We start from the raw sequence: 25,415 nt of genomic DNA, 5'->3' as shown, positions 1-25,415 counted from the left end.
GATGACTCCAGCGCACGGGCCCACCGTCAACGACAAGCCCCGCGCCCGGTCATCCAGGCGACATGCCCGGCACGAGCACCACCGGCCCCGGCCCTGGCGCGAACAGGCGCCGGGCCGTGGCCCCCACCGCGCGGCACGCGAGCGCATCCACCGCGCCGCCCACCAGCCCACCGGCCAGCGGCACCACCTTGGACAGGTTCACGACGCCCTTCTGAGACGCCTTGCTCACCAGCCGGAAGCCCACCGCGCGGTTGATGCCGCTGAGCACATGCGCCGGCACGGCCTCCAGCGCGCGCATGCCCAGCTGCTGGCTCACTTCGATGCCGGCCTGCTTCACCACCTCCTTGCCGATGTCCCCCACGATGGCCAGCATCGTGAGGGTCCGCACGCGGTCCTCCTCCACGTCGTGCCCGTGGATGCGAGCAATGGCGCCCACCAGCCGCGCCTGCACCGCCCACGACACGCCCAGGCCCGCGGGCAGCGACACCGGCAACGTGAGCAGGCCGCCCAGCCCGGACAAGAAGCCCGTGGTGAACAGCTTCCCCGTCTCCCAGTGGATCAGCGAGTCGACGCGCGCCTCGTGGTTCGCGTAGCGCGTGTCGCGCAGGTACTCGTCCGCCAGCGCCGTCGCGCTGCACAGCGGCCCCAGGCCATCGAAGCCCGCGCTCAGCACGGCGTTCACGATCTCCAGCGGCTTCGACATGCATCCACCTTCCACGGTTGAGACCAGCCCCGCATTCTACCCGGCGGAGGCGCCCTGCCGGAGCCACACGGCTTCGCCACCCCACCCCCTGCCCCTCCCCCAGGCAGGCGCTCGAACCAAGACCCTCCGCGGCGTCGCACGCCAGCATGTCGGCCCGCCACGGCTCGAGCCATCCCACGCAGGGGGTATGGCCAAACGCACGCGCTCACGTGAAGCATGAATTCCTGCCACATGGCCGGCCTGCGTCAGCATCCGCCGCCAATCCCAGACACCCCGAAGGAGCCCTGGATGTACGAGTATCATGTGGATGCCTTTGTCCCGCCCGCCTCCGGCTGTAACGCCGCGGATCCGGGCTGGAATCCCAAGCGCTGCGGCGACTTCGCGAAGTTCCTCAACACTTACGCCGCGCAGGGCTGGAAGCTGCACTCCAGCGAGTACCGCGCGGTCACCGCGACCAAGGGCTGTGGCACCGCGACGGGCTCCTGGCTGGTCTGCGTCTTCGAACGGATGAAGCAGGGATGAGCCCGGGCCTCCCGCCCGCGCGGGCCGAACCGCCGCCCTGGGAGGGCAACCCCTGCTCCGCCCTCGCCCGCTTCCCCGAGCAGGCCCGGGAACTCCCGGCCGCGCCCGCGCCCCAACCCGCGCGCCTGCCCTGGTGGCTCAACCCGCTGTGTCTCATGGGGGTGGGACTCATCCTGCTGTACCGCCACGCGGTGCCCCACCGCTGGAAGCGGCAGTGCATCTACACGCCCACATGCTCGATGTACGGGCTCCAGTCTCTCCAGAAATACGGCCTCTGGCGCGGAGGCCTCCGCGCCTGGGCGCGCATCCAGCGCTGCAACGACGTGCTGTTCCTCGGCGGCGCCGACCTGCCCTGAGGCGCCCTACTCCGGCGCCGGAGCGGCCAGCTCCCTCGGAGGAACCCGCGGCAGGCGCACGGTGAACACCGTCCCCTCCGCCGCGGACGACCGCGCCTCCACCGTCCCGCCGTGCGCCAGCACCAGCTGCCGCACGATGTAGAGCCCCAGCCCGATGCTGCGCTCGGAGCGCCCCGCCATCGTCCCGCGCTGCAGCGGCTCGAAGATGCGCGGCAGCATCTCCGGCGAGATGGGGTCCCCTCCGTTGCGCACGTGCACCACGACGTGGTCCGGCTCGCCCCGGCTCTCCACGCGCACCGGCGTGTCCTCCGGGCTGTACTTCAGCGCGTTGCCCAGGATGTTGGACAGCACCTGCGCCATCCGGTCGGAGTCCCACGCCCCCTGCCCGTCTCCCAGCTGCTCCACCTGGATGGTGCGCTCCGGGTGCGCCGTGCGCGCCTCCTCCACCACCTGCAAGGTGAGCGCGTGGAAGTCACACGGCGCCGCCTGCACCGGGATGCCGCCGCCCATGCGCGCCTGCGTGAAGTCCAACAGGTCGCGGATCATCCGCGTGGCCCGCTCCGCCGCGGACAGGATGCGCGCCGCCGCCTTCGCGTGCCACGGCTGGATGTCGTCACGCCGCAACATCAGCGACGCGCCGGTGAGGATGGCGCCCAGCGGGTTGCGCAGGTCATGGCTCACGATGCCAATGAGCTGCTGCTCGAACTCCACCCGCGCCTGCGCCTCGTGCACCAGCCGGTGCCGCTCCTCCTCCGCGCGCCTGCGCTCCGTGATGTCGCGCATGGCGCCCACGATGCGCCGCGCCCTCCCGCTCTCCCCGCGCAGGATGGAGCCCTGCGCCGCCACGTACGCGTACTCGCCGTCCTTGCGCAGCACGCGGTACTCGTCCTGCCACCGGTCGTCGTCCGAATCGAACGCCCGCTGCAGGCCCGCCAGCACCCGCTCGCGGTCCTCGCCGTGGATGTGCCGGCGCCACCACCCTCCGTCCGCGCCCACCTCTTCCAGGGGGAAGCCGAAGACCGCCTCCGTCGCGTCGCCAATCCAGTGCATCGCGTCCGTCTGGAGGTCCAGGTCCCAGATGGCATCGAAGCTCGCGTGCGCCACCAGCTGGTAGCGCTCCTCGGAGCGGCGCAGCGCCTCCTCCGTGCGCTTGCGCAGCCGCACCCCTTCCGCCTCGCGCAGCGCCCGCCGCACGCTGGGCCCCAGCCGCTCCAGCCGGTCCTTCAGCACGTAGTCCGTGGCGCCGCGCTTGAGCAGCTCGATGGCGCGCTCCTCGCCCAGCGCGCCGGACACGAAGAGGAACGGCGTGTCCGGACACACGGCCTTCGCCGCCTCCAGCGCGCTCATCCCGTCGAAGCCCGGCACGTTGTAGTCGGACAGGATGAGGTCGAACCTCCCCTTCTCCAACGCCGCGACGAAGGCCGCACGCCCGGGCACGCACTCCAGCGTCGAGGGCAGCCCGCCCTCTTCGAGCTGCGCGGCCACCAGCTGCGCGTCCAGCGGGCTGTCCTCCAGCAAGAGGATGGACAGGGGCCGCTCCGCCGAGGGCAGTGGCGTCAGGTCCAGTGCGGCCACGCCGCGTGCGCTCACTTGGGGACCCCGGGCGCGGCAGGAGCGCCCGGCGGCGGCTGGTTCACCACCGCCCAGAACAGCCCCAGCTCGCGCAGCGCGGACACGAAGTCCGGGAAGGCCACCGGCTTCACCACGTAGGCGTTTACCCCCAGGCCGTAGCTGCGCGCCAGGTCCCGCTCCTCGCGCGACGAGGTGAGCATCACCACCGGCACCGCCTTCAGCTCCGGAGCGTTCTTCACCTTCTCCAGCACCTCCAGCCCGTCCACCTTCGGCAGCTTCAAGTCCAGCAGCACCACCGCCGGGTGGCCGTCCTGCCGGGTGGCGAACTCGCCCTTGCGGAAGAGGTAGTCCAGCGCCTGCTGCCCGTCGCGCACCACCACCACTTCGTTGGCCAGGTGCACCTCTTCCAACGCCGCCAGCGTGAGCGCCACGTCGTTGGCGCTGTCTTCCACCAGGAGAATCCTCTTCAGCTCGATCACGCGTGCGTCTCGACTTTCTTTTCCGGCGGAGAAGCCCGGGGCAGGGTGAAGGTGAAGGTCGCGCCCTGCCCCACGGCGCCCTCCGCCCAGGTCCGTCCGCCATGGCGAGACACGATGCGCCGCACGTTCGCGAGCCCGATGCCGGTGCCCTCGAACTCCTCGGCCGTGTGCAGGCGCTGGAAGACGCCGAACAGCTTGTCCACGTACTGCATCTCGAAGCCCACGCCGTTGTCGCGGACCCAGACGGAGACCTCGCTCTCCGTCTCGCGGGCCCCCACCTCGATGAGGGCCTCCGGCTTGGGACGGGTATACTTCAGCGCGTTCGCCAACAGGTTGTGGATGACCTGACGCAGGAGCGCGGCATCGCCCTCCACCGTGGGCAGGTCTCCTACCCGCCACTCGACCTTGCGCCCGGTGGCCTCCGGCATCAGGTCGCGGCGGGCCTCCTCCACCAGCTGGCCCAGGTCCACCCGCGACTGGCGCAGCTCCGCCCGGCCCATGCGGCTGAACGCGAGCAGGTCGTCCACCAGCGTGCCGCCCTGCTTCGCCGCGCCCGCGATGGTGGACAGGTAGCCGCGCGACACGTCATCCAGCTTCGCCCCGGCCCGCCGCTCCAACAGCTGCGCGAAGCCGGTGATGTGGCGCAGCGGCGCGCGCAGGTCGTGCGACACGGAGTAGCTGAAGGACTCCAGCTCCTTGTTCGCCTCCTGCAACTGGGCGGTGCGCTCGCGCACGCGCTTCTCCAGGCCGGTGTTGAGGTGGCGGATTTCCTCCTCCGCCTGCTTGAGGCTCTCCAGCGTCCGGCGCTCGTCGTCGATGTCCGTGTTGGTGCCGAACCAGCGGGCGATTCGCCCCTCGCCATCCCGCACGGGCATGGCGCGCGACAGGAACCAGCGGTAGCTGCCGTCCGCGCGGCGCAGGCGGAACTGGTCCTCCCACAGCGTCCCCTCGCGAAGGGCCGCGTTGAAGTGCTCCAGCACGCGCCCGGCGTCCTCCGGGTCGATGAGGTCGTTCCAGTCCTTCTGGCCCGCCTGCCCGACCGTGGCCCCGGTGTAGTCGTACCAGCGCTGGTTGAACCAGAAGAGGCGCCCGTCCGGCTCCGCCATCCACGCCAGCTGGGGGATGGAGTCCGCCAGCGTGCGGAACTGCTGCTCGCGCTCCTTCAGCTCCGCGGCCAGCGCCTCGATGCGCCGGCGCGCCAGCACCTGCTCCGTCACCTCCCAGGACACGGAGACGATGCCGTCCACCTTGCCCTCCGCGTTGCGCAGCGGCTGGAAGGTGAGGTTGAAGTAGCCCTCGGGCCCCTCCTGCCCCACGTCGCGGCCCAGGCGCATGGGCACCTCGTTGCCGCGGTAGGTCTCGCCGGTGCGGTAGACCGCCTCCAGCTGGGCGAGCTGGCCCTGTCCGCTCAGCTCCGGCAGCGCCTGGCGCACGGGCAGCCCCAGCAGCGGCCGGGAACCGGTGAGCTTCAAGCGCAGGTCGTTGGCCATCTCGAAGACGAACTCCGGCCCGCGCAGCACGGAGATGGCGGCGGGCAGCTGCTTGAGCACCGCGAACAGGTTGCGCCGCTCGGCCTGCGCCGTCTCGTACAGGCGCGCGTTCTCCAGCGCCACGCTGGCCATCTGCGCCAGCTGCACGGCGATGGTCTCGTCCTCCGCGTCGAAGTCGCCCTCCACCTTGTCGGACACCTGCACCAGGCCCAGGTTGCGGCCGTCGTGGCCCACCAGCGGCACCGCGAGGAAGCCCTTCAAGGGCAGCGCGGGCGGAGGGGCGGGGGGCGCTTCCGCGTAGGCCGGGTGCCGGCGCAACTCCTCGCGCGTCAGGCGCAGCGGCCGGTTCTCCTGGCACACCCGGGCGAAGAGGCCGCGCTCGTCCACCGGCACCCGGGCGGCGTCCGGCTCCGTCGGCGCGTGGTCCACCGCCGACAGCGCGGCGAGCGGCGGGGCGTCACGGCCGTCCGCCACCTGCACGAAGGACTGGTTCGCGCCAATCAGCTTGCGCGCCTTGAGCGTCACCAGGTCCAGGATGGCCGGCACGCTGCCGGCCGCGTTGAGGGCCAGGCTCGCGCGCGACAGGCCGCGCAGCTGCTCGGTGCGGCGCAGCTCGCTCGCCATCAGCCGGGCCCGCTCCGCGTCGGCGCGCTTGCGCGCGGTGATGTCCTGCACGGTGCCCACGAAGCGCACCGGCTCGCCGTCCTGGAAGTACGTGCGGCCCGTGGCGCGCACCCAGCGCTCCACGCCGTCCTTCAGGCCCACGGTGCGGTAGGCCACGTCGTAGTCGCCCCTGCCGCTGGGGTCCCAGCTGAGCGCCACCGCGCGCTGCACGGCGTCCCGGTCCTCCGGGTGCAGGCCCGCGAGGAACAGCTCGTAGGACGACTCCGCTTCGGGCGGCAGGCCGAAGAGCGCCTTGCAGCGCGCGTCCCACTTGAGCGCGCCCGTCACCACGTCCATGTCGAAGGTGCCCAGCTGGGTCGCCGTCAGCGCCAGGCGCAGGCGCTGCTCGCTGTCCGCCAGCGCGACCTGCTGCCGTTGCAGGTCCTGCGTGAGCGCCTCCGTGTGCCGGCGCGCGCGCACGAACTCCGTCACGTCCGTGGCCAGGGTGATGATGCCGGACGCGGTGCCGTCCATCTCCACCATCGGGTGGTAGATGACGTTGAAGAAGACGGAGTCCCTCCGCCCGTCGCGCTCCAGCTCCACCTCGAACTCCGGCCGCACGAAGGGCTGCTTCGTGCGCATCACCCCGCGCAGCACCTCCATCACCTCCGGCTGCGACGCCATCTCCGGGAACGCGTCCACCAGCGTCTGGCCCGGCGTCACCCGCCGGCCCACCAGCAGCTCGTAGTAGGGGTTCGCCAGCTCGAAGACGAAGTCCGGCCCGCGCGTGATGGAGATGCCCACCGGGGCCTGCATGAGGAACGCGTGCAGCCGCTCGCGGTGGACGGCCTCCAGGGCGTGGCGCTCGCGCTCGCGCAGGGCCTCCTCACGCCGCTGCACGGCCTCGCGCGCCAGGTGCAGCTCCACGAACATCGACACCTTCGCCAGCAGGATCTCCGGCCGCAGCGGCTTGCGCAGGTAGTCCACCGCGCCGTGCGCGTATGCCGCCAGCCACTCCTTCTCATCCCCGTCGCCCGCGGTCATCAGCAGCACGGGCGTGCGCCGGTTGCGCTCACGCTCGCGCAGGAGGCTCAGCACCTCCACGCCCGTCATGTCGCCCAGGTTCATGTCCATCAGGACGGCGGCGAAGTCCGCGTCCAGCACGCGCCGCAGGGCCTCACGCCCGGAGGTGGCGCGCACCAGCCGCTGCCCCAACGGCGCGAGGATGCCCTCCAGCGCCAGCAGGTGAGCCGGCGTGTCGTCGACGATGAGGATGCTGGCCCTGGGGGAGGACGTGGGCAGGGGCGCGGCGGCGGAGGACATGGTCGAGGCTCGGGGAGGCAAACGCCGCTTCCCCTTTAGGCTGTCAGACACGTGGGGGGAGGACGGGCCCGGCTTCGATGCGTCCCCGTTGATTGCAGGACAACACTCCGCGCCGCAACCTGCCTCCTCCCTCCCGTCGATTCCAGCAGAACCCTTGGAGCCCCTCTTGTTCTCCGCCTGCCCGTCCGTGTGGGGGAACACCGGGAGGGCGCCCGCCCGGCCGCAGCTCGACCGTGTTTCACGTTTCACCCCTCAGGGGGATGGCAGGCGGCGCAGGGACGTCATGGGGAAGGGCGCCCAGAAGGGCGTCGCCAGGCGCTCCCCCTCCAGCGGGAACCAGGGCCCGTCCTTCCCCGCCAGGACGTGGAAGTCCTGCGCGGGGGTGAAGCCCTGGCCCACCAGCGCCACCCGTTCTCCCTTCGCGTTGGTGGCCACGTCCAGCACGAGCACCGTATGGCCGGGGCTGCCCCCCAGGACGAAGAAGTCCCCGGGGCGCGGCTGCTCCCGCGGGGGCCGGGCGCCCTCTGCTTGAAGCGACAGGGTGCCCGCGTAGGTGAAGAGCAGCTCCAGGTAGTTGCGGAAGGCCGCCCGTGAGCTGTCCGCCGCCGCGCTGCCCGGCACCCACGTCACCTTCGCACCGGACACGCGCGCCCGCTCCCCGGCCGCGTACCGGGGCCAGGACGCCAGGTGGCCGCTGGTGAACCGGTAGGCGATGCGCTCCGGGTGGCCGGACGCCCAGCGCCACTCCGCGTGCAGGCGCAGGATGGAGTCCGCGCACTGCTGGAGGTCCGCGGTGCCCACGTCCAGCTCCGCGACCGCCGCGAGCCGGGCGTCGGACGCCGCCAGCACCGTCTGGCCCTGGAAGTCGCGCACGGGGGTGCCCTCGGGGCGCAGGGGCAGTCCGCGCAGCCAGGCCCCGAACGACCCCGCCTCCAGGGGCACGCGCGTGTAGCCCTCGGGCGGCGCGAACGTCTCCTCCAGCGAGCGCACCCGGACGGACGCGGGAAGCCACGGGTAGCGCGTCCGCTCCTCCGCCGAGGGGGCGCGGGGCGCGGCCTTCGCCCGGCCGGCCGCTTCGCAGCTCACCAGGGGCAGCGCGATGGCGGACAGGGTGGCCAGGGCCAGCAGGGCGCGGACGGGTCCCAACGCGTTCAAGGGGCGGGCTCCAGGGGAAGCGGGCCGGGCGGATTCCCGGGCATGGTCCTGGGACACCGCACACGGAATCCAGGGTCCGTGGCCAGGGGTGGATCAGCGAGGGTATCAGGGGAGTTCTTCGCTGGACGCTCGCCGCGGCGGGCAGGTGCGCGCCGGGGACCGAGCACTACCTTTTGAAAGCCATGCACCGTCGGGCAAGCCTCGTGCTGCTCAATACGCTGTCCCTGTCGCGACTGCCGCTCGCCGCGGCGTTCATCGCGGTGTCGGACCTGCGTGTGCGGGCCTTGCTGGTGGTGGCGGCGGCGGCGACGGACTTCCTGGACGGCTGGATTGCCCGGCACCGGGGGCTGGTCACGCGGCTGGGGGCGCTCATCGACCCGGTGGCGGACCGCGCCTTCATGGTGACGGCCTTCATCGTGTGTCTGCTGGACGGGCTCATCGACCCGGTGGAGCTGACGCTGCTGCTCCTGCGCGACATCGGCACCGCCATCGGCTTCATCGTCGCGAGGATCCGGCCGGACATGCGCGCCGTCGAGCTCAAGGCGCGAATGCTGGGCAAGGTCGTCACCACGCTGCAGCTCGCGGCGTTGCTGTGCGTGCTGCTCTACCCGCCGCTGGTGCGGCCGCTCGTGGCGCTCGTCGCGCTGCTGTCGCTGGCGTCGGTGGTGGACTACTCGCGGGCGGTGTGGCGTCAGCGCCAGCGGCGGGGGCTGCCACCGTCCCGGCCCTCTCCGCGCCTTCCCCAGGGGCCCACGGGCGCGCCCATGGGCTCCGCGCGGGAGTGAAACCCGCGCGTCACGCGGGCACGGCACGCGGCTCGGAAGCCAGGGCCAGCCGGGCGCGCTCGCGCTCCATGGCGGCGCGCTCACCGTCGGACAGCGCGTCCCAGGCCTCGTCCATCGCGTCGAGCAGCGCGTCGGCCTCGGGTGAATCCCCTCCCGGCGCGCGGGCGCGAACGAGGGCCAGTTTGTGCAACAGGGTTCGGTACCGGTCGTAGACCGTCATGGTGGAAACCTCCGCCCGGGTGACGCGGGCGGTGCCACACGGCTGACGTCACCGTCGCCGCGTCTCGGCGTCGCGGCGGGCCTCGTCGCCGGTCAGCACGGCGATCTCCCGCGTGTGGCTGCGGCCCACCAGGTTCACGGTGGCGCGCACGCGCTCGCCCTCCTTGAGCTGCGTCGCGCTGATTCTCTCCCCATCGCGGAGGATGCGCGTCTGGGCGCTGATCTCCAGCGGCAGCCGCGAGCCCGCGTTGTCGATGACGACCTCCGTGGGAGACACGGAGCGCACCGAGCCCCGGTAGATGGCGTCCACCACCGCGACGCCTGGCGGCGCGCCGGAGGGAGGAGGCGTCGCCGCCGTGGGAGGCCCCGTGCCCGTATTGCCCGTGCCGCCAGTGCCCGCGTTCGCCTCCGGGTTGGGGGGGTTCGGATTCGCGGGAGGGCTCTCCCCAGGGGTTGCATTCCGGGTCGCGGTTCCTTGCGAGGGAGCGCCCTGCGCGGGCGCCATGCCAGCGGGGGTCTGAGGGTTCGTCCCGGATCCGCCCGTCGCCGGTTGCTGCCGTGGAGGCGCCGCCACCGGAGCCGTGGGCGTCGCCGGAGCCTGCGAGGCCGCGGTCTCCTCGGATGTCGCGTCATCCGCCATGCCGCCTGACTGCGCCCCAGCGCACATCAACAGGCAGGCCACGCCCGCGATGCCCAATCCCAGCCACGTGTCTCGCTTCATGCCCGGCGCGCCTCCCCATCAGGGAAGGTGCGTGCTCACACCGCGAGAACCACCGACCCGGAAGCATGGCGCCTGCCCGCCCGCCCGGCCCACCACCCCACGACACGGCGCCTGCTTTTGGAAAAGAGGACGCCCCCGGTCCCACGAAATGGGACGCGGGGGCGTCAGCGCCACGAGCGCACCGACACGCGCCGTCACGGCAGCGGGAGCGGACCGCCTCCCGGGGGCAGCGAGCGCGCCAGCTGCACGGCCTTGACCGCCTGCACCAGGCCGTAGCCGTACTTCTCGTCCTTGCCCGGCACCGCCGTGTCGTCCAGCGCCGTCTTCTCCAGCACCGCGCGCACGTGCGCGGCCGTCAGGTCCGGACGGGCGCTGAACACCAGCGCGGCGACGCCCGACACGTGCGGGGTGGCCATGGAGGTGCCGGACTCGCGCTGGTAGTCCAGGCCGGTGACGTTCACCGTCACCTCCTGACCGATCAGCTTCTTGAGGGCCGTACCGGACGCCATGGACACCGACACCGTGGGCACCCAGTGGTCGTTCGCGGAGCCCAGCGTGAAGGTGCCGTCGCCGTCATCCTCCACGTTGTTGCCGATGATGACCGCGCGAGCGCCGGCCTGGATGACGTTGCGAGCCTTCTCCTCGAAGAACAGGTCGCCGCGGTCCACGTAGGCGACGAAGCCCTCGCAGGTGGCGGCCGCGCCGCACGCCGCGCGGTCCGCGCCCAGGCCGCAGTTGACCAGCCTGCCCGTGTACGAGCCCTGCGCGGTGTACGTGAGCGGCGACGAGGTGAGGGGCAGCGACGGCACGGTCACCGAGGACAGCGACGCCAACCCCAGCACCGTGGCGCTCAGCACGCCCACGCCCGGTCCCACCACGGACAGCTCCTGGCCGTACTGGGAGAAGGCCGCGATCTTGCCCTGCATGTCCACCGCGCCCACCGCCATCACCGACGGCATGTACCCGGCCGGATAGGAGATGCCGCGCTTGCCGTCGTTGCCGCTGGCCGCGATGGACAGCATGCCGTTGCCGCCATCCCAGACCTTCTCGAACATGGTCTGCTCGACGGGGGACGAGTCCGGCGCGCCCAGCGACAGCGAGGCGATCCGCGCCCCCTGCGAGTGGCACCAGTCCACCGCCGCGATGACGTCGTCCGTGCTGCCGCCGCCGTTCGTGTCCAGCACGCGCGCGACGAGCAGCGACGCGCCCGGCGCCACGCCCACCACGCCGTTCGGATCCTCCCCGGGCGCCACGCGTCCGCCGGTGCCCGGACCGAACTGCGCCAGGATGGTCGCGGACACGTGGGTGCCGTGGCCGCCGCCCACCGTGACGGTGCCCTGGGACACGGTCTGGTCGGACGGATCATCGTCGTTGTCGACGAAGTCCTTCCCCTTGAGGAACGCCGCCTTCAGCTCCGGGTGCTTGCTGTCCCAGCCGCTGTCGATGACGCACACCTTCACGCCCTCGCCCGTGGGCGCGCCGGGGTCGATGATGCCGTCGTTGTTCGCGTCCCACACCTGCGGGGCCTGGACCAGCTTCAGCCCCTCCGTGTACTCGCCCACCGACCCCTGCGTGCTGAACATGCCCTGCCACGACGCGAGCGGCGGAGGCGTGGGCAGCCCCATCGCGTGCACGCGGCGGTTGGGCGTCACGGAGACCACGTCCGGCCGCAGCTTCAGCGCCTCGATGGCCGCCGGCGACAGGTGGGCGGACACCACGTTCATGTTCGGGATGCGGCGCCGCACCCTGCCGCCCTGGCGCTCCACCGCCGTCGCGATGTCCTCCGAGGCCGCCAGCGACTTCGCGCTCACCTGCGGCTTGTAGGTGATGATCACCCCGTCCGCCGTGTCCCCGGTGTCCGAGCGCAGCGCGGAGGCCGCCGTCGAGGTCGAAGGCAGCGACATCTCCGAGGTTCCCGGACACGCCTGCGGGACGACGACAGGGTCGGGATCGCTTCCACAGCCGCTCGCCACCAGTCCGGACAACCCGAGCCCAAGCCAAAGCCAACGCTTCATGGGGTGCATCTCCTTCGTCCGGCCACTGTGGAAACCGCGCCGTGATTCGCCCCCGAATGAGGGCCGGGAAGAACGGGGCGACCCTGCTTCCCGTTCCCATTGCGATTTAAGCATGGACGCAGGACGACTGCTCGGGCGGCTGTCGTGCGCCCAACGGACATCCGGTGCCGAGCCAACGTAAGGCGCCCGACGCTCAAGGGGCGCGCCCGTTCGTTGTCCGGCACCCGGACGCGTTCATGACGCACCAGGTCCGTCTTCTCCCAGCAAGGGGTCAGGCGTCGGAGGGGTCCACGCCGAAGATGCGCTGGGCATCCGCGGCGTAGGCAGCCAGCTGGCGCTCGGTCTCCGCCGCGTCCCAGCCCAGGAGCGGCGCCATCACCTCCGCGGCGCGGACGGCGGCGGCGCGGCCCTGGTCCCGCGTCTCGAACGCGACCTTGAGGCGGCGGATGAGCAGGTCGGCGAGCGTCTGCACCATCTCATGGGTCACGCCCCACGCGGCCTCGGCGCGGCGGTAGGGCATGCCGTCCACCAGCGGCTCGGCCAGCGCCGGCGTCTCGCGCGTGAGCGCCCACACCGCGCGCCAGCGGCTGCCGTACGCGCGCACCAGGTGCTCGCCCGTGGCCGCGTCCCCGGTCTCCTGCTTCGCCGCCGCGAGCTCCGCGTCCAGCTTGAGGAGGTCGCCGCCCGGCAGGGGCTGCTCGTGGGTGACGGGCTTCTTGTGCGGAAGGGCCAGGTGGCGCTCCACGGCGTTGACCACGTCGCGGGCCATGACCCGGAAGGTGGTGAGCTTGCCGCCGCTGATGGCCAGCACGCCGGATGGGCTCACGTCGATGGCGTGCTCGCGGCTGGCGCTGCCCGCGTCGCTGTTGCCGTGATAGCCGCTCGCGGCTAGCGGACGGATGCCGGCCCAGGCGCTGACCATGTCCTCGCGCGTGAGGTGCGCGTCGGGGAAGAAGGCGTTGGCGGAAGAGAGCAGGTAGGCCACATCGGCCTCGCTCGCGCGCACCTCGGCCGGATGGGCGCGGGTGGCCGTCTCCGTCGTGCCGATGAGGGTGAACGCATCCGCGGGCAGGATGAACATCACGCGGCCATCCACGGGGGACAGGAGCGTGAGCGCGTCCCCGATGTTCAGCCGCGACCGGGGCACGGAGATGTGCACGCCCTTGCTGCCACGGACCGCGGGGCCCGTGCGCGACTGCTGCGAATCCAGCTGGCGGATCTCATCGCTCCAGGGCCCCGTCGCGTTGACCACGGCGCGAGCGCGCACGGTGTGCTCCAGGCCCGTGAGGTGATCCACCACCACCGCGCCCTTCGCCTTGCCCTCCTCCAGCACCAGCCGCTTCACGGAGGCGTGGTTGAGCACCACCGCGCCGGCCTCGCTCGCGCCCAGCGCGTTGGCCAGCGTGAGGCGCGCGTCGTCGGTGGCCGCGTCGTAGTAGCGCGCGCCGCCCTTGAGCCCCTCGGACTTGATGCCGGGCTCGGCCTCCATGACCTGCTTGAGCGACAGGCGCTGATACGCCTTCACGTTCCGGAACAGCGACAGGGCGTCGTACAGCATCAGCCCCGCGTTGAGCTTCCAGCGAGGCACCCGCGCGCCCTCGTACACGGGCCAGACGAAGGCCAGCGGCCGCACCAGGTGGGGCGCCAGGTGCAGCAGGCGGCGCCGCTCGATGCTCGACTCGAAGACGAGCCCCAGGTGGCCATGCTCCAGATAGCGCAGCCCGCCGTGGATGAGTCGCGACGAGCGGCTGGACGTCCCGCTGGCGAAGTCCTCGCGCTCCACCAGGGCGACCTTCAGACCGCGCAGCGCCGCATCCCGGGCCGCGCCCGCGCCCGTCACCCCGCCACCAATCACGAGCAGGTCGAAGGACTCGCTCCCCAGGGCGCGCAGACGGTCGGCGCGCGAGGGAGGTGCGGGAACCTCGATGGAGGCAGGCAGGGAGCGGAGGGCGGCGGATTCAGAACGCACGCCTGGAGTCTATGACGGGAAGTCTGTGGCCGCAGCGGATTCCGATGCGATGCGTCAAGAGGTCCACGGGGTCATGGGACAGGACGCCAGGGCGCTGTCTGGCAGCGGGCGGCGGGGGCGGCCTTGCATGTCGGGAGGAGGACGGATAGGCAGCCAGCCGCCTCCCCCTCCCGTCCTGGACGCTCTGTCACCGTACGCCTGAACCACCGTGTGGGATTCTCGAGACCGACGTGACCTGGCGTTCCTGGGACTGTGGGTCCTGGTGTACGGGCTCGCGGTGGCGCCGGTGCTGCACGCGGTGGTGGGCCACGGCGGAGGCCTGGGCCCGCACGGCCACGAACACGGCGCGAGCTCCCACGTCCACCGCACGACGGGCAAGGCCTGCGAGGCGGCGAAGGCCCCGTGCGCGCCGGAGCCCGGGCACGGCGAGCCGGACGGGACGAAGCGGGGCCATGGCCACCAGCACCTGACGGGCTCGGTGGAGCACCTGCTCGCGGTGGCGGCGAACTGGACGGTGTTCGTGCCGCCGAAGCTGCGCTGGGTCTCCTGGCGGGTGGAGCCGGAGCGAAGCCCGGAGTGGTCGCCGGGCCAGCGGTTGCGCTCCGCCGCGATGCCGCAGGGCCCATAGGCACGGCGCACTTCGGATTTCCGGAAGGATGATTCGCGAGCATGCGGACCGTCTGGCCTTGGCCGGACACGGGCCTGCGTGAGCGTGTGTCCTCGCCCTGAAGCTGTCTGCCTTTCCACTCGCACGCCCTGGAACGCGTCCCGACGCGCCCCGGGGGCGTGTCGCCGTCTCCTCGCGCCGTCGCTCCCGTGACCATGTTGCTCATCGCGTTCGCCACGCTCTCGACGTGTCTTTCCGCAACCGTGCCCGCCGCGCAGGAGGGGCCGCCCGCGGAAGCCGCCGGCCATGCGGTAACAGAAGCGACCCAGGAACAGCAGCAACCCGAGACGCAGCAGCCGGATGGCGCAGGGCCGCCGTCCCCGGAGGCCACCGGCAAGCAGCGCTCCACGGTGGTGCGCGGCACGCGGCCGGCCCGGAGCGCCGCCGAGGTCACGCTTGGCCGGGACATCCTCGGGACGGCGCCGCGCATGAACGCGACGGACGTGCTGCGAGTCGTCCCGGGCCTGGTGGCCTCGCAGCACAGCGGCGAGGGCAAGGCGCAGCAGCTCTTCCTGCGCGGCTTCGACGCGCTCCACGGTCAGGACGTGGAGCTGAACATCGGAGGCCTGCCGGTCAACGAGGTGAGCCACATCCACGCGCTCGGCTACGCGGACACCAACTTCATCATCCCGGAGCTCGTCCAGGCGCTGGAGGTGACCGAGGGCTCCTACCGCGCGTTCCAGGGGGACTTCGCGGTGGCGGGAACGGTGCGCATGGACCTGGGCGCCCGGGAGAAGGGCGTGGAGTTCGCCGGCACGCTGGGCCAGTTCAACACGCGCCGGCTCGTCGTGACGGTGCGCCCGGGCGAGGACCCCGGCACCTTCGCGGCGGCGGAGCTCGGGGAGAGCAACGGCTTCGGCCCCCAGCGGGGCTACGGCCGGGCCAGCCTCCTCGCCCAGGCGAACATGGACCTGGGCCACGGCCTGAGCGCGCGCGTCCTGGGAGGCAGCTACTTCACGCGCTTCGACTCGCCCGGAGTGGTGCGCGAGGACGACCTCACAGCCGGGCGCCGCACCTTCTACTCCGGCTCCTTCGACCGGCAGGGAGGCACGGTCTCCAGGCACCAGCTGCTCATCGGAGTGGACCTGCCCCGCGAGGGCACCGCGCGCACGCGCCTGGAGGCCTTTGGAATCCTCTCGGACCTGCGCCTGCGCAACAACTTCACCGGCTACCGCGTGGACGACCGGGGCGACGGCCTGGAGCAGACGAACGGCGGGACCACGCTGGGCCTGCGCGCCGAGCACCGCCGCCAGGTCACCCTCTTCGACCGTCCCGTCGCGCTGGAGCTCGGCCTCGGGGGACGGCGTGACGGCATCCACCAGACGCAACGCCGTTACCGCGAGACGGACGGCACCTTCTTCTCGGACGAAGTGGACGCGGACATCACGCAGACGGATGTCTGGGGTTACGCCGAAGCCCGGCTCCCCGTGGGCCGCTGGGCCTTCCGGCTGGGAGGCCGGGCCGACGCGCTGGGCGTGGAGGTCTTCGACGCGCTCGCCTTCCAGGACCCGCGCTACTACGACGGGCAGGGCTACTCGCGCAGCGCCTTCGGAGTGCACTGGGGAGCGAAGGCCGGCATCGAATACGCGCTCACGGACACCTGGGCCCTCTTCGCCAGCTACGGAGACGGCTTCCGTTCCCCCCAGGCACGAAGCCTCTCCGAGGGAGAACAAGCCCCCTTCGTGAACGTGCACGGCGCGGAGCTGGGCACGAGGAGGGACGGGGAGCGCCTGTCCTTCCAGGCGAGCGTCTTCGGCTCGCAGGTGGCGAACGACTTCTTCTTCGACCACACGGTGGGCACCACCGTCTTCACGGGAGAGACGCTGCGCACGGGCATCTCCGCGGCGCTTCAGGCACGTCCGCTCGAAGGAGTCACCGCCGCGCTGAGCGCCACGGTGGCGAACGCGACGGTGACGAAGACGGACGCGAAGCTCCCCTACTTCGCGCCCCTGGTCGCCCGCGCGGACCTCGGCTGGGAGCAGCCACTGCCCGCCATTGAGTCCATCCTGTCGCTGGGCACGGGCCTCACGCTCATCGGTCCAAGGCCCCTGCCCTACGACGAATACAGCCACACCGTGTTCCTCGCGGACGTGCAGGCCATGCTGCGCTGGGGAGCGCTCGCACTGCGGCTCGACGTGACGAACCTGCTCAACACGCGCTGGCGGGACGGCGAGTTCGTCTACAGCTCGCGCTTCGACCCCACGTCCCAGCCGAGCCTCGTCCCAGCCAGACATTTCACCGCGGGGTCGCCACGCATGGCCTCGCTCACCCTGGAGGTCCATCGATGATGAACGCATTCCCCGCCCCGCTCCGAGCTGTGGCGCTGACCGCGACCCTGCTGGGCCTGGGCTGCGGCGGCAAGACGGAAGCGGAGCGCCGCACCTTCGCCGTGATGATGACGGCGACGGCGCCCACGGCCCCCAACTCCTACGGCTGGACGGTGACGCCTGAAGCCGCGCGGCTCTCGGTCGGCTCGGTCCGCTTCTTCGAGGGCCGCGTGCTGCTATCGCGACGACTCCCCCGCTTCGACTGGTATTCGCTCGTCGGAGGCACCGCGAACGCGCACCCGGGGCACTACGTCCCCGGCGACGCGTTGGGCGAGGTGCTGAACGCCCAGACGGTGGACCTGCTCGAGGGCGCCAACCTGGGCGACGCCAACGCCGTCACCGGCGCATACGGTTCATTGGAACTGACGCTCGTAACGCCCACGGCGGCCACGGATCCGCTGAACCTGCTCGAAGGTCACCAGGTGCACATCCGGGGCACCGCGACCCAGACGTCCGGAGTCGCGGTGCGCTTCGATGCGACGGTGGATCTGCCCAAGGCCATCGAAGGCGTGCGCTTCGAGCGCGACCTCCAGCAGGAGGCAGGCCACGTTCGCGTCGCGGTGGACCTGGGAAAATGGATGGACCGCATCGACTTCGCCACCGCGTCGCCTCCGGACGTGGCTGGCGTTTCCACCTTCCCCGCCGGCAGCCAGGCCCAGAACGGACTGGTGCGCGGCGTGGAAGACACCAGCGCCTACGTCGTGACGTGGGTGGAAGGAGCCGCGGAATGAAGAAGCATTGGCTGATGGGAGTGTCCTGCCTGGCCCTGGTCGCCTGCTCGTCGGGTCAAGGCAACGTGACGTTCACCACGTACGGAGAGGACTTCATCGAGAAGGAGATCCCCGCCAGCGCCTTCGCGGACGGCTGGACGGTGAAGTACACCAAGTTCCTCGTCAAGCTGAGCGAGGTGAAGGTCGCCAACCGCGAAGGGGAAACCGCCGCCGAGCAGAAGGCCGCGAAGGTGTACGACGTGCACCGGCCGGGCCCGGTGAACGTCGCCACCTTCAACGACCTGGCCGCCGAGGAATGGAACGAGGTGAGCTACGCCATCGCCCCCGCCACGGACGCCACCGCCGGCAACGCGGACGCGGAGGACGTGACGCGGATGAACGCCGAAGGCTGGTCCGTCTATGTCGAGGGCACGGCCACCAAGGGCACCGCGACGAAGCGCTTCCGCTGGGGCTTCCCCACCAACACCCTGTACGAGCACTGCGAGAACGGGGACATCGGCAACGGCGTGACGGTGCCCAAGGGCAGCACGGAGACGGTGCAGCTCACCATCCACGGCGACCACCTCTTCTTCGACGACCTCCAGTCGGCCGACGCGAAGATGCGCTTCGACGCCATCGCCGCGGCGGACAGCGCGGGCGTGGTGGGTCCGGACGGCGAAATCACGCTTGATGAGCTGGGCCTCGTGGACCTCACGTCGCTGCCGTCGGACCAGTACGGCACGGGAGGCGCGGGCAGCGTCCGGACGCTGCGAGACTTCGTGACGGCGCTCGTGCGCACCGTGGGGCACTACCGCGGCGAAGGCGAGTGCTCGCCGCGAGTCCGCTAGGCCCCTGCACGGAGGGGCCGGCCCGGACGCGCGGCCGGCCTCTCCCGCTGCGTTCAGCGCTTCGAGGAACCGTCGCTGCCCGGCATCCCGCCGCCATGCGAAGGCATGGGCGACGACGGATTGTGGGGATGGTTCGGGTTCATCTGGTTGGAGCGGTTGTCCTGGGCGGACTTGTGCTCCGGCCGCTCGGGGTTCTTCGTGTTGGAGCGCTGATCATTCGGGCTGGGGTTCTTGTTCTTGCTCATCGTTCCGCGACCTCCGTGTGTCCGGACGTGGGTGCCCGGATGAAACGACGGTAGGGAGACGCGGTCGCGAAGCGCAGGGGCCCAGGGGACGCTGCACAGTGTCTGGCACCCGTCGCCATGGCTGTCCCCGCCGGACCGTGAAAGCAGGAGGCGGCTTGCCCTCTGGGATGCCTGGAAGGAGGCGGATGCCTACTCCTAGACCCCAGGGGGTACGCGCGTGAAGACGGCGACCTACGAGCGCAGTGGCTGGACGAACACCGGAGCGCAGGCGCTGCGGGTGGAGGGCCTCACGCACCTCCGCGTCCTCGAGCAGGGCGAACCCGTGGTGGAGAGAGACCTGACGCAGCAGGAGATCCGCCGGTTGGCCCCCCTGCTGGAATCCCTCCAACACGAACCCGAGCCCGCCACCCTCGCACCGCAAGCCGGAGGCCCGGACGGACTGGCGGTGACCCTGGCCTTCGAGGACGAGGAGACGCCGCGGCTGAGGCTCGCCACGAACCAGCTGCCCGCGAAGGGGGGCAGGTATGATCGCCTGCTCGCGGAGCTGGATGCACTGCTGACGGCGGAGCTCCACGCACGGGCGCCGCGCCACGCGCACGCGGTCCTGCCGCACCAACTGCGCGATGAAGAATGAGGGAAACCGCACGCGCCAGGAGGCCCGAGTCGGCCAGGGCACAGCAGGTGAGCAGCCGGGGCTGGTTGCCCTGCGGGCCCGGTTCTGACAGACAAGAGGCATGAAGCGCGTGCAGTTCTCCGTGCACCGCACGGTTGGAGAGGCACGGATGCTGGCAGGAGCCCTGGAGTCGGCCGGGCTCACGGTCGACATCCGCGGCGAGTCCCTGGCCCCGCTGAGCGGAGAGATTCCCAGCACCGAGGCCTGGGTGGAGCTGTGGCTGTGGCCGCGGGAGCTGGAAGCCGCGCGACAGGTCCTCGCGGAGCTCCAGGCCAACCAGGAAGCCGCCAGCCGTTCGGTGGCCTGCCCTCGCTGTGGCGAGGAGAATCCCGCCAACTTCGAGCTCTGCTGGAGCTGCGAGCTGGAACTCCCCTCGGGGCTGCGCCCCCACCTGCGCGCCGTCTAGAAACGCCCCATGAGCGACCCATCGAAAGAACCCGGGGAGCGGAGCGTCCGGCGTTGGAACCAGGGGCTAAGGGGTGTCCTCTGGGTCTGCGGCGTGGCGCTCGCCGTCCACGTCATCCCCCTGTTCCTGCCCCGCAACATGCCCGAGCAGGAGCTGGCCATCGCCCGGGCCACGGAGAACGTGGAGGGCCGCCTGCGCTTCCTGGTGCCTCTGAAGCACAACGACAAGGCGACTGCGGCGGACCTGCGTGAGGCAGCCGAACTCCTGCGTGAAGGAGCCCCCGCGGAAGCACACGACCTGGCCGTCGAGGCCGAGCGGAGGGACCCCAACGCCCTGGAGACCCAGCTCCTGCTCGCGCGCATCTGCGACCGGGAGCGGATGTCCCGCTGCGTGGAGCAGTCCCTCGACAAGGCCCAGAAGCTGGCGCCGGCGGACCCGAGGGCGGAGCTGCTCCGGGCGGACCTGAGCGAGGAGAAAGGCGACGTCGAGGGCGCCACGGCGGCCCTGTCCCGGGCCTACAACCGCACTCCAGGCGATCCCCTCGTTGGCATGCGCTACGGCCGGCTGCTCAGCCGGATGGGAAGGCCCGAGGAGGCCCTGAAGGTCTTCACCTCCCTGGAGGGCAAGGTCCCCGCGGCTCGGCTCCTGGTGGAACAGGGCCTGGTGCTCACCAAGGAAGGCCGCAACCGCGAGGCCGTGGGACTCCTGCAGCAGGCGGTGCAGAAGGACCCGAAGCTCGCGGAGGGTCACTACCAGCTGGGCGTCGTCTGGTTCCAGTTGGGGAACGAAGACGCCGCCGAGGCGGCCCTGCGACAGGCGGACCGCCTGAACGTGTCCGACACGCGGGCGCTGTCCACGCTCTGCACCCTCCAGGTGAAGGCGGGGAAGTTCGAGGGAGCCCGCCAGACGCGCACGGACCTGGAGCGGCGCTTCCCGCAGCGGATGGACGCCATCCGGGAGCAGTGCCGGCTGCCCTGAACTTCAGGGGACGTTCAGCGAGGTTCCTGCCCTCGAATCTGGCGCAGCATCCGCGCGGAGGCGATGACCGGAGCATCCACGGACCCGTCGGCGCGTTCGGTTCGCACCACGGCCTGGAGGAAGGGGATTGCCTCTTCATCCCGGCCCTGCTGGAAGAGCAGTTCCCCCAGCGCGAACCGGGCATGGGTGAGGAGGACCAGGTCCTCCGCCGCCACGGCCGCATCGATGGCGTCACTCAGGGCGGACTCCGCCAGCTCGGGCTGTCCGCGACCAAGCAGCTCGCGGGCGCGCTGGAGGTATTCGAGGGTATTCATGGGGCACGGTCCCCAAGCGGAGAAGACGGCAATGGAAGACAAGCGCCTGGTCGAGCTGGAAATCCGCTACACGCAGCAGCAGGAGCTGCTGCAGGAGCTGAGCGACGTGCTCTACCAGCAGGGGCGCGTCATCGACGCGCTCCGGGCGGAGCTGGACCAGCTCAAGCGCAAGCTGGACGCCGAGCCGGGCCTGGTGGACGCCCGCCAGCAGGAGCGGCCACCCCACTACTGAGACACGGCCTCAGAACTTGTAGCCCAGCCGAAGGCCGATGATGGGATTCGGGTCGAGGTAGCCCACCTCGACGCCAATGCTCGCGGCCTTGCCCTGGAGGCCAAAGCCAAACGCCGCGTGGGCCTTGAAGGTGTCACCCTTGAAGAAGATCCACGGGCCCGCGAGCCCCTCGATGTAGACCGTCCGGCCCAGGGTCGCGCGGAGCGAGATGTCCAACGGGACGCCAATGATGTTCCCGTCCGTGACGAGCACCGCGCCGAACCGTGCCCCCACGAAGAGCGGACCGGCCACATGCCCTTCGACGCCGAGCGTGAAGTTGAAGGCAGCGCTGGTGTCGACCCAGTAGTCCGCGCCCACGCCCAGGCGAACCCCGGACTGCTGCGCCTTGGATTCAGCAGGGACCAGCAGGAGCCCCAACGCGAACAGCCCGGCGGCGTAGATTCGAAGCAGATGCATGCGAGAGCTCCTGTCCAGAGAGGGGAAGGAGCACCACTCAAGCAAAGCAGGCAGGGTCAGGCCAGCCACAAAGCCAGGCGGCTGCACGTTCGCACCCCGTCGGATCAATCCACGAAGGAGCATGCGCCGGCGCCCGGTGCCACGAGCCCGAAAAAGACAAAGCCCCTGATGCCATGAAGGCATCAGGGGCTTTTGAGAAAAGAATCCGGCAGCGACCTACTCTCCCACGCGGTTTCCCGCGGAGTACCATCGGCTCTGGAGGGCTTAACTTCCGTGTTCGGGATGGGAACGGGTGTGACCCCTCCGACATTGCCACCGGAAAATGGGATGACGGTGCATACGAAGGGTAAGTTGCAAGCTTCTGCTTGGAGTGAAGCCTCTTCATTTGAAGAAGAGCGAAACAGCTGTCTTCCGGGCGGACGCGGGCATGCGCGTCCATGGCCTCGGCCTTGGCCCCGAGTCCCTTACTCCCCACGAGGGGGCATGCAAGAGAAGGGGGGAAGTAAGCCGCTCGACTTATTAGTACTGGTTAGCTTAACGCGTTACCGCGCTTACACACCCAGCCTATCAACGTGGTAGTCTTCCACGAGTCTTCAGGGGCTTGCGCCCGGGATACCTGGTCTTGAGGTCGGTTTCCCGCTTAGATGCTTTCAGCGGTTATCCAATCGGCACATGGCTACCCAGCGATGCCTCTGGCGAGACAACTGGTACACCAGCGGTGCCTCCAACCCGGTCCTCTCGTACTAAGGTCAGAGCCTCTCAAGTATCCTACGCCCACAGCAGATAGGGACCAAACTGTCTCACGACGTTTTGAACCCAGCTCGCGTACCGCTTTAATTGGCGAACAGCCAAACCCTTGGGACCTGCTCCAGCCCCAGGATGCGATGAGCCGACATCGAGGTGCCAAACCTCCCCGTCGATGTGAACTCTTGGGGGAGATAAGCCTGTTATCCCCGGAGTACCTTTTATCCGTTGAGCGATGGCCCTTCCATTCAGGACCACCGGATCACTATGACCTGCTTTCGCACCTGCTCGACCTGTCGGTCTCGCAGTCAAGCTCCCTTATGCCATTGCACTCGACGCCCGGTTTCCAATCGGGCTGAGGGAACCATCGCGCGCCTCCGTTACTTTTTGGGAGGCGACCGCCCCAGTCAAACTACCCACCAGACAGTGTCCCAGTCCCGGCTGACGAGACGTGGTTAGACACCAGAAATCAACAGGGTGGTATTTCACCGTTGCCTCCACCGAACCTAGCGGCCCGGCTTCAAAGGCTCCCACCTATCCTACACAGTCAATCCCTAGTGTCACTGTCAAGTTGTAGTAAAGGTTCACGGGGTCTTTCCGTCTTGCTGCGGGTAAACTGCATCGGCACAGCTATTTCAATTTCGCTGAGTCCCTCTCCGAGACAGTGCGGAAGTCGTTACTCCATTCGTGCAGGTCGGAACTTACCCGACAAGGAATTTCGCTACCTTAGGACCGTTATAGTTACGGCCGCCGTTTACTGGGGCTTCGGATCATCGCTTCGCCTTGCGGCTGACGAATCCCCTTAACCTTCCAGCACCGGGCAGGAGTCAGACCCTATACGTCGGCTTGTCGCCTTCGCAGAGTCCTGTGTTTTTGGTAAACAGTCGCTACCGCCATTTCTCTGCAACCTCTCTCGGCTTCGGCTGTACGCCTACACCTACCAGAGGCCCACCTTCTTCCGAAGTTACGGTGGAAATTTGCCTAGTTCCTTGGAGGAGAGTTCTCTCAAGCGCCTTAGGATTTTCTCCTCACCCACCTGTGTCGGTTTGCGGTACGGACACCCTGCAGACTCCCTGCGGGACTTTTCTTGGAAGCCGAGCATCAGCGACTTACCCCTTGCGGGGCGCCATGGGGTCTCGGGGATGACTGCCGCGCCTTTATTCGTACGCGACACCCCTACGCCTTTAGACTGACACAACCACCGGTCAGCTCGCCTAGCTTTCTCCGTCCTCCCTCAGTTCAACGTCTGCAAGATGGCGCAGGAATATTAACCTGCTTGCCATCACCTACGCCTTTCGGCCTCGGCTTAGGACCCGGCTAACCCTGGGAAGATTAACTTGACCCAGGAAACCTTGGGTTTACGGCGAGGGGGTTTCTCACCCCCTTTATCGCTACTCATTTCGGCATCAGCACTCCCAGTCGCTCCAGCGGCCCTTTCGGTCCACCTTCGCTGCAACTGGGACGCTCCCCTACCGCCATGCATGCCTGGCATGCATGACCCGAAGCTTCGGCACTAGTCTTGAGCCCCGTTACATTTTCGGCGCGGCCTGTCTTGACCAGTGAGCTATTACGCTTTCTTTAAAGGATGGCTGCTTCTAAGCCAACCTCCTGGTTGTCAATGACCTGCCACATCCTTTCTAGTGTTCACTTAGACTAGATTTGGGGGCCTTAGCTGTCGGTCTGGGTTATTCCCCTCTTGCCAATGGACGTTATCACCCACTGACTGCGTCCCGGGATAACAATTGCCGGCATTCGGAGTTTGATACGGTTTGGTAATCTGGTGAGACCCCTAGCCGTTTCAGTGCTCTACCTCCGGCATTGAATTACCCGAGCCGATACCTAAATATCTTTCGGGGAGAACCAGCTATCACGGAGTTTGATTGGCCTTTCACCCCTACACACAGCTCATCCCAGAAATTTTCAACTTTCATGAGTTCGGTCCTCCATGCGGTGTTACCCGCACTTCAACCTGGCCATGTGTAGATCACCCCGCTTCGGGTTATAATACACGCAACTTAGCGCCCTGTTCGGACTCGCTTTCGCTCCGGCTCCACCTATCGGCTTAGCCTCGCTACGTATATTAAGTCGCCGAATCATGATGCAAAAGGTACGCTCTCGCACTGGCTTGCGCCGTAGTGCTCGAACTGCTTGTAGACATGCGGTTTCAGGTTCTTTGGACTCCCCTCACCGGGGTTCTTTTCACCTTTCCCTCGCGGTACTTGTTCACTATCGGTCGCCAAGGAGTATTTAGGCTTACCGGATGGTCCCGGCAGATTCAGACAGGATTGCACGTGTCCCGTCTTACTTGGGTAACCCGCTCAGCTCCAGACGGCTTTCGCGTACGCGACTATCACGCTCTTTGGTGCACCTTTCCAGGTGCTTCCGCTAGCCCTCCAGAGTCCTACCGCGGACCCGCTACCCCACCGCCATTTGCATGACGTTGGTTTGGCCTCTTCCCATTTCGCTCGCCACTACTTTGGGAATCACTCGTTGTTTTCTCTTCCTCAGGGTACTGAGATGTTTCACTTCCCCTGGTTTGCTCTGCAACCCTATGAATTCAGGTTGCAGTAACGCAGCTCTTCGCCACGCTGGGTTTCCCCATTCGGACATCTCCGGATCAACGTTTGGTTGGCAACTCCCCGAAGCTTTTCGCAGCCACCCACGTCCTTCATCGCCTCTTGGCACCTAGGCATCCACCGCACGCCCTTAGTAGCTTACTTGCCCTAATCTCTTGTCCAACGCCCGCCTCCCGGCGGATTGTCGAAACTCGAAACCAAGGCCCAGGCCTCTGCTCTTCGCTAGCAGGCCCGGAAGACTTTACTTATTGCTGTTCTCTTCACTGCTTCTTCTTGTGTGGGAGACTTCGTTCCCCTCTACCCGGCTGCCTCGCGGCGCCTGGTAAA

The 25,415-nt window shown here is 69.2% G+C and carries 23 protein-coding genes and 2 rRNA genes; 11 read left to right on the top strand and 14 right to left on the bottom strand.

Going from position 1 to position 25,415, the window contains the following annotated elements:
* Window positions 1-49 precede the first annotated feature (49 nt).
* Window positions 50-703 carry an EcsC family protein gene (locus KYK13_RS00585; RefSeq protein ID WP_223640860.1) on the bottom strand — a complete coding sequence of 218 codons (654 nt, stop codon included), beginning with the start codon at window positions 701-703 and terminating at the stop codon, window positions 50-52.
* A 288-nt stretch (window positions 704-991) separates the two neighbouring features.
* Here KYK13_RS00585 and KYK13_RS00580 point away from each other — a divergent pair, with 288 nt between their 5' ends.
* Together KYK13_RS00580 and yidD are read left to right on the top strand one after the other, a co-directional pair.
* Window positions 992-1,225, top strand: coding sequence for a DUF4177 domain-containing protein (locus tag KYK13_RS00580; RefSeq protein WP_223640857.1), 234 nt, complete (start codon window positions 992-994; stop codon window positions 1,223-1,225).
* Window positions 1,222-1,581 carry a membrane protein insertion efficiency factor YidD gene (yidD, locus tag KYK13_RS00575; RefSeq protein ID WP_223640854.1) on the top strand — a complete coding sequence of 120 codons (360 nt, stop codon included), beginning with the start codon at window positions 1,222-1,224 and terminating at the stop codon, window positions 1,579-1,581. Before KYK13_RS00580 ends, yidD begins: the two co-directional genes overlap by 4 nt.
* A 6-nt stretch (window positions 1,582-1,587) precedes the next feature.
* On the opposite strand, the gene KYK13_RS00570 is transcribed toward yidD, so the two are convergent.
* The 4 genes from KYK13_RS00570 to KYK13_RS00555 form a co-directional block, all read right to left on the bottom strand.
* Window positions 1,588-3,156, bottom strand: a complete 1,569-nt coding sequence (locus KYK13_RS00570) for an ATP-binding protein (RefSeq protein WP_223640851.1) — start codon at window positions 3,154-3,156, stop codon at window positions 1,588-1,590.
* An 11-nt stretch (window positions 3,157-3,167) separates the two neighbouring features.
* Entirely contained in the window at window positions 3,168-3,632 is a 465-nt protein-coding gene (locus tag KYK13_RS00565; RefSeq protein ID WP_223640848.1) for a response regulator, read from the bottom strand.
* Window positions 3,629-7,048 (bottom strand): PAS domain-containing protein, encoded by a 3,420-nt coding sequence (locus KYK13_RS00560; protein ID WP_223640846.1) that lies wholly within the window; start codon window positions 7,046-7,048, stop codon window positions 3,629-3,631. Before KYK13_RS00560 ends, KYK13_RS00565 begins: the two co-directional genes overlap by 4 nt.
* Before the next feature lie 252 nt (window positions 7,049-7,300).
* Window positions 7,301-8,194, bottom strand: a complete 894-nt coding sequence (locus KYK13_RS00555) for a DUF4846 domain-containing protein (protein ID WP_370645395.1) — start codon at window positions 8,192-8,194, stop codon at window positions 7,301-7,303.
* Between the two features lie 191 nt (window positions 8,195-8,385).
* Between KYK13_RS00555 and KYK13_RS00550 the strand changes: the two genes are divergently transcribed.
* Window positions 8,386-8,988 carry a CDP-alcohol phosphatidyltransferase family protein gene (locus tag KYK13_RS00550; protein WP_223640844.1) on the top strand — a complete coding sequence of 201 codons (603 nt, stop codon included), beginning with the start codon at window positions 8,386-8,388 and terminating at the stop codon, window positions 8,986-8,988.
* Between the two features lie 10 nt (window positions 8,989-8,998).
* Here KYK13_RS00550 and KYK13_RS00545 read toward each other — a convergent pair whose 3' ends face one another.
* The 4 genes from KYK13_RS00545 to glpD form a co-directional block, all read right to left on the bottom strand.
* Window positions 8,999-9,208, bottom strand: a complete 210-nt coding sequence (locus KYK13_RS00545) for a hypothetical protein (protein ID WP_223640842.1) — start codon at window positions 9,206-9,208, stop codon at window positions 8,999-9,001.
* A 48-nt stretch (window positions 9,209-9,256) separates the two neighbouring features.
* Window positions 9,257-9,928: a hypothetical protein gene (locus KYK13_RS00540; RefSeq protein WP_223640840.1), complete on the bottom strand. Its 672-nt coding sequence runs from the start codon at window positions 9,926-9,928 to the stop codon at window positions 9,257-9,259.
* 194 nt (window positions 9,929-10,122) lie between these two features.
* A complete protein-coding gene (locus KYK13_RS38990; protein WP_304504081.1) occupies window positions 10,123-11,832 on the bottom strand; it encodes a S8 family serine peptidase in 1,710 nt (569 codons plus the stop codon).
* A 382-nt stretch (window positions 11,833-12,214) separates the two neighbouring features.
* A complete protein-coding gene (glpD, locus tag KYK13_RS00530; protein WP_223640837.1) occupies window positions 12,215-13,912 on the bottom strand; it encodes a glycerol-3-phosphate dehydrogenase in 1,698 nt (565 codons plus the stop codon).
* A gap of 208 nt (window positions 13,913-14,120) precedes the next feature.
* Between glpD and KYK13_RS00525 the strand changes: the two genes are divergently transcribed.
* The 4 genes from KYK13_RS00525 to KYK13_RS00510 all read left to right on the top strand — a co-directional run bounded on the left by KYK13_RS00525 (window position 14,121) and on the right by KYK13_RS00510 (window position 18,464).
* Window positions 14,121-14,540, top strand: a complete 420-nt coding sequence (locus tag KYK13_RS00525) for a hypothetical protein (RefSeq protein ID WP_223640835.1) — start codon at window positions 14,121-14,123, stop codon at window positions 14,538-14,540.
* 194 nt (window positions 14,541-14,734) lie between these two features.
* On the top strand, window positions 14,735-16,867 hold the full coding sequence (locus tag KYK13_RS00520; RefSeq protein WP_223646445.1) for a TonB-dependent receptor: 2,133 nt from the start codon (window positions 14,735-14,737) through the stop codon (window positions 16,865-16,867).
* Window positions 16,864-17,637 carry a hypothetical protein gene (locus KYK13_RS00515; RefSeq protein WP_370645260.1) on the top strand — a complete coding sequence of 258 codons (774 nt, stop codon included), beginning with the start codon at window positions 16,864-16,866 and terminating at the stop codon, window positions 17,635-17,637. The genes KYK13_RS00520 and KYK13_RS00515 overlap by 4 nt, the downstream gene beginning before the upstream one ends.
* Entirely contained in the window at window positions 17,634-18,464 is an 831-nt protein-coding gene (locus KYK13_RS00510) for a hypothetical protein (RefSeq protein WP_223640832.1), read from the top strand. The genes KYK13_RS00515 and KYK13_RS00510 overlap by 4 nt, the downstream gene beginning before the upstream one ends.
* A gap of 53 nt (window positions 18,465-18,517) precedes the next feature.
* Here KYK13_RS00510 and KYK13_RS00505 read toward each other — a convergent pair whose 3' ends face one another.
* On the bottom strand, window positions 18,518-18,709 hold the full coding sequence (locus KYK13_RS00505) for a hypothetical protein (RefSeq protein ID WP_223640829.1): 192 nt from the start codon (window positions 18,707-18,709) through the stop codon (window positions 18,518-18,520).
* A gap of 217 nt (window positions 18,710-18,926) precedes the next feature.
* On the opposite strand from KYK13_RS00505, the gene KYK13_RS00500 reads away from it, so the two are divergent.
* The 3 genes from KYK13_RS00500 to KYK13_RS00490 all read left to right on the top strand — a co-directional run bounded on the left by KYK13_RS00500 (window position 18,927) and on the right by KYK13_RS00490 (window position 20,766).
* Window positions 18,927-19,343, top strand: coding sequence for a hypothetical protein (locus KYK13_RS00500; RefSeq protein ID WP_223640826.1), 417 nt, complete (start codon window positions 18,927-18,929; stop codon window positions 19,341-19,343).
* Between the two features lie 100 nt (window positions 19,344-19,443).
* Entirely contained in the window at window positions 19,444-19,788 is a 345-nt protein-coding gene (locus KYK13_RS00495) for a DUF2007 domain-containing protein (RefSeq protein ID WP_223640823.1), read from the top strand.
* 93 nt (window positions 19,789-19,881) lie between these two features.
* A complete protein-coding gene (locus KYK13_RS00490) occupies window positions 19,882-20,766 on the top strand; it encodes a tetratricopeptide repeat protein (RefSeq protein WP_223640820.1) in 885 nt (294 codons plus the stop codon).
* Window positions 20,767-20,780: 14 nt separating this feature from the next.
* Here KYK13_RS00490 and KYK13_RS00485 read toward each other — a convergent pair whose 3' ends face one another.
* Window positions 20,781-21,080, bottom strand: coding sequence for a hypothetical protein (locus KYK13_RS00485; protein ID WP_120527567.1), 300 nt, complete (start codon window positions 21,078-21,080; stop codon window positions 20,781-20,783).
* A gap of 31 nt (window positions 21,081-21,111) precedes the next feature.
* On the opposite strand from KYK13_RS00485, the gene KYK13_RS00480 reads away from it, so the two are divergent.
* On the top strand, window positions 21,112-21,312 hold the full coding sequence (locus KYK13_RS00480; RefSeq protein WP_014392968.1) for a SlyX family protein: 201 nt from the start codon (window positions 21,112-21,114) through the stop codon (window positions 21,310-21,312).
* Window positions 21,313-21,321: 9 nt separating this feature from the next.
* Here the strand turns inward: KYK13_RS00480 and KYK13_RS00475 are convergent, their stop codons facing one another.
* The 3 genes from KYK13_RS00475 to KYK13_RS00465 form a co-directional block, all read right to left on the bottom strand.
* Window positions 21,322-21,768 (bottom strand): hypothetical protein, encoded by a 447-nt coding sequence (locus KYK13_RS00475; protein WP_223640817.1) that lies wholly within the window; start codon window positions 21,766-21,768, stop codon window positions 21,322-21,324.
* A gap of 203 nt (window positions 21,769-21,971) precedes the next feature.
* Window positions 21,972-22,088: ribosomal RNA gene (gene rrf / locus KYK13_RS00470) — 5S ribosomal RNA — on the bottom strand.
* A gap of 178 nt (window positions 22,089-22,266) precedes the next feature.
* Window positions 22,267-25,232: ribosomal RNA gene (locus KYK13_RS00465) — 23S ribosomal RNA — on the bottom strand.
* Window positions 25,233-25,415 lie beyond the last annotated feature (183 nt).

The sequence above is a fragment of the Corallococcus sp. EGB genome, assembly GCF_019968905.1.
Lineage (GTDB): Bacteria > Myxococcota > Myxococcia > Myxococcales > Myxococcaceae > Corallococcus.
Note: the sequence above shows the minus strand (reverse complement) of the source record. Positions and strands in the feature narration are given on the sequence as shown.